At 32.5% G+C, this 3,520-nt stretch carries 5 protein-coding genes; all 5 read right to left on the reverse strand.

From position 1 onward, the window contains the following. Positions 1-58: 58 nt before the first annotated feature. The 5 genes from V7112_RS23490 to V7112_RS23510 all read right to left on the reverse strand — a co-directional run bounded on the left by V7112_RS23490 (position 59) and on the right by V7112_RS23510 (position 3,360). The gene (locus V7112_RS23490) at positions 59-565 is read right to left on the reverse strand and encodes a GNAT family N-acetyltransferase (protein WP_335424351.1); all 507 of its coding nucleotides are present in this window, start codon (positions 563-565) and stop codon (positions 59-61) included. Between the two features lie 89 nt (positions 566-654). Then, positions 655-1,116 (reverse strand): DinB family protein, encoded by a 462-nt coding sequence (locus V7112_RS23495; protein WP_335424353.1) that lies wholly within the window; start codon positions 1,114-1,116, stop codon positions 655-657. A gap of 94 nt (positions 1,117-1,210) precedes the next feature. After that, entirely contained in the window at positions 1,211-1,396 is a 186-nt protein-coding gene (locus V7112_RS23500) for a hypothetical protein (protein ID WP_335424355.1), read from the reverse strand. 706 nt (positions 1,397-2,102) lie between these two features. Beyond that, positions 2,103-2,822, reverse strand: coding sequence for a hypothetical protein (locus V7112_RS23505; RefSeq protein ID WP_335424357.1), 720 nt, complete (start codon positions 2,820-2,822; stop codon positions 2,103-2,105). Positions 2,823-3,012: 190 nt separating this feature from the next. Beyond that, a complete protein-coding gene (locus V7112_RS23510) occupies positions 3,013-3,360 on the reverse strand; it encodes a VOC family protein (protein WP_335424359.1) in 348 nt (115 codons plus the stop codon). Positions 3,361-3,520: the final 160 nt, after the last annotated feature.

The following is a 3,520-nucleotide window of genomic DNA, read 5'->3' on the forward strand; positions in this document are numbered from 1 at the left end:
AAACTGAGGGAGTTTAAGTGTCAGCCTTCACATAGATAAATAAATTTAACCTTTTATATTAAATAGACACAGAGTAAACATACACTTCTTTTCCCCATTTGTTTATAGTTTTTATCACCTGCATACCAATTCGTTCAGCGACTTTAACTGAAGGAATATTATTTACATCAGGCAAGGAGACGATCCTATTTAATTTTAATCGTTCAAATCCATAATTTTTACACGCTAAAGCTGCTTCAGTTGCATATCCATTCCCCCAGACTCGCCGAATAAATAGATAGCCTATCTCCATCTCTATTACATCATCTACTTCTTGAGGTACAATTCCACATTGTCCAAGAAATTCTCCTGTTACTTTATCTTCTACGATCCATAAACCTACTCCATATTCATCATAATTTGTTAAGGTCCATTTAATCCATTCATTTGTTTCACTTTCGTTTTTGGTTGATGGATAATACCTCATTGCTACTGGGTCTGAAAAGATTTCCATCAAATTTCTAGTATCATCTTTAGTCATTTTTCTTAAAATTAATCTTTCCGTACATATCACTGGATTCTCCAATTACTAATCCTCCTATGTTTACCCTTATTAAACTGCTCTGTTTGTAGTAGAGCAAAAAGAGCTTACCAAAAGCAGCCAAGATAAATATATTATTGTAAACACTTTTTAATATCATTGATAGCTTGTAAATGCATTCCTTCATGGAAGATCGTTCGTATTAACACTTGTTCAATTGTCCGCATCCCCATCTCAGTAGAAGGATACTCTTCTTCCAAACGATGTCCATAATTTTCCCTCAATTTAAACGGTTGCTCTTTCAGCAATTTTTTTAGTTCTATATAAGAGGGCGTCTCCGCTGAGAAATGAACTGGTGTTGTACCATAACTAAACCAGTTACGAAAAATATCTGGGACCTCTGTCTTTTCCTTCGTTAAAGCCTCAATCCATAGGTATTGGTCCAGATAAATATGTCCCATATTCCATCTAATATTATTTTTAAACTTATTCGGGACTATTTCGGCTGCATCTGCACTTATTCCGTTTAAACTATCTAAAATTTCTTTTCTGTACGTTTCTAACTGTTTAAAGAGAATGATATGACGTTCCTTCATTTTTTTACTCCTTTCAAAATTTTATAGGTTTGTCAACGAGTATGTTAAAAGATATAAAATTCGTTACTTATACTCATCCATTCTATTTATTAATTCACTTTTTAAAAATTGTTGTGTTTTCAATACGAATCGAATTCACTTCTCCGCATTCTAAACAAAATGTGTATATTTTATTTGAACCACTAAGTGACATTTTGCTGGGTTTTACAGGCATATAATCCGTAGCCTCAGTAAATTCCGTACTTCCACATTTAACACATTTTTCACTTGAATGTTCCATTACAAAATCCCCTTTTAATTTAGTTTTGAAATTCACTTTATTTAAAGAATTAAAATTATTATTTAAATACGACTTGATGAAAGAAAGTTTTAAATGGTTTTACTAACAAGACAGTTTACCCCATTGCAGAAATGCACATTTTTGTTTAAGAACACCTATTCTTTACGAAAGCTTTTGATAAACATAAATCCAGCAATTATAGTCCCCAAACTAAATATAGGGTTTGTGAAGGTTAGGATATTGGGAATCGGGAATGAAAAAGGAAAGTACCAGTAAAAAGATATATACATCATAGGTAGCGCCACTAATATAATCTTATAAAAATTAACTCTCCACTTTCCCTTCTTTCTAATTTCCACTAAAAAATCGGGAACTCCGAGATATAGCCCGATTGGAAAATACATTAAAATTATTAGGATGTGCCAAGGATATATCCTAAAACTAGCATTAGCTCTATATTCAAAATACGCATTTACATTACTAATAAATACGAACAAAATGAAGAAACCAAAGAAGTAAATTAAGTTTCCCAAAACCTTTCTGTAATTTATCCTCAATATAATTGCCCCCCATTTTATTGAGATATGTTTCTAATAGTTCATTAATTCATTAATATTTCAACTTAACATTAACATAAAATTCAGAATTATTTAACCTCCATAAAAAAAGACAATCAATTAGATGATTGTCTATTGAATCCTATTTATTATTTCACTGTCTTTGGCTCTGCTTCGATAAAAATAATAGAATCAGCTTTATACATTTTTCCGTCCCAGCCATACTTAACCTTTAGGCTGCCTATACTTGCTTCGGGAATAGATACAAATACAGTTGTATAGCCATATAGAGTACCGTTTTCAGGCTTAAAATCCTCTAATGAACCAACTGCAGGTACATCTACAGGAATGTAATAATCAAATGATGAATAGTCCACTTTGTATTTATTTTTACCGATCGTAATCATAATTTCATTACCTTTTCGGTCCATTGTTACAAGCCGTTTAACAGCATCATTAAGGGATTCGACTGGAACCTCGGTGTATCTCCTGTCAGGATCCTGTATTTGATTTAATACATGAATTCCTTTAGTGGATATCCCAGACCCAGAACCAGAGATAAGCACAACAATAATATCTTTTAATTCATCACCATTTATATCCTCATAAAATAAATGTGATGCAAATTTATCATTGTACCAGTTCGGAAAGTTGTAAAATAATTCGCCACCAACACTATCTACTCCACCGCCTACTTGAACAGTAAAGTTTTTAGTAGCCATACTATTTGCCTTATCTGCAATTAGAAAAATGTTTTCATACAATACATCAGAGATAATATACGATGTAACAACTCTCTGAATTGCGTATGCTTTTCCTGTGTGACAAATTAAAAGCATTGTTAACATTCCTACTAAAAGTTTTTTCATTGTTATCACTCCTTATTATTTATCATTTCCCAATAAGAAGTGAATGATGGGGCTTTTGTTGGGGGTAACTTCTCAATTTTTGTCATCTTCAACCGACTGCTTTTCGTTAATAAAAATAAGCGATAATCCTTGGACTATCACACGTATTGTTCTATTTAAGTACCTATTTGCGCTACATTTACAAACCCGATTATTTTTCCCATAGCTCAACTAGCCTACCTTCAGGATCTTCAATCCAGATAAACTTACCATATTCACTAACCTCTTCTTTCTTTACAAGAGGTACACCAATTTTCTCAAGATGTTTAATAGTCTCGTTAAGATTATCAACCTGGAAATTCAACATCACTTGCTGGTCTGTCGGGAAATAGCTGTCATCTTCAGTAAAGAAAGAAAAGACAGTTTCATTTCCTGCTTGGGGTTTGATAATCTTCCCATTCCAGTTTTCTATATCAATCTCCAACACTTCGCTGTACCATTTTTTTATTGCAACTAGATTTTTTGTCCTCCAAAATATTCCACCGAAACCTTTAATCATAATAATGCTCCTCCTCGCCTCTCTAATTTCATTCATTTTTTCATTAAATGTAAAGACTTAAACATTCAGTAATTCATATTTGTTAACATTATTGCCCTACATCATTATTTTGCATAATAACTTCAACAAAAAAAGCGATATTCCTTCTTGAACTGCACCC

This window comes from Bacillus sp. JJ1566, assembly GCF_036962685.1.
GTDB lineage: Bacteria > Bacillota > Bacilli > Bacillales > Bacillaceae_L > Ferdinandcohnia.

Coding starts and splice junctions, on each gene's coding strand:
- V7112_RS23495 (WP_335424353.1), bottom strand. CDS start 1,116: ATGAAGGAACGTCATATCATTCTCTTTAAACAGTTAGAAACGTACAGA.
- V7112_RS23500 (WP_335424355.1), bottom strand. CDS start 1,396: ATGGAACATTCAAGTGAAAAATGTGTTAAATGTGGAAGTACGGAATTT.
- V7112_RS23505 (WP_335424357.1), bottom strand. CDS start 2,822: ATGAAAAAACTTTTAGTAGGAATGTTAACAATGCTTTTAATTTGTCAC.
- V7112_RS23510 (WP_335424359.1), bottom strand. CDS start 3,360: ATGATTAAAGGTTTCGGTGGAATATTTTGGAGGACAAAAAATCTAGTT.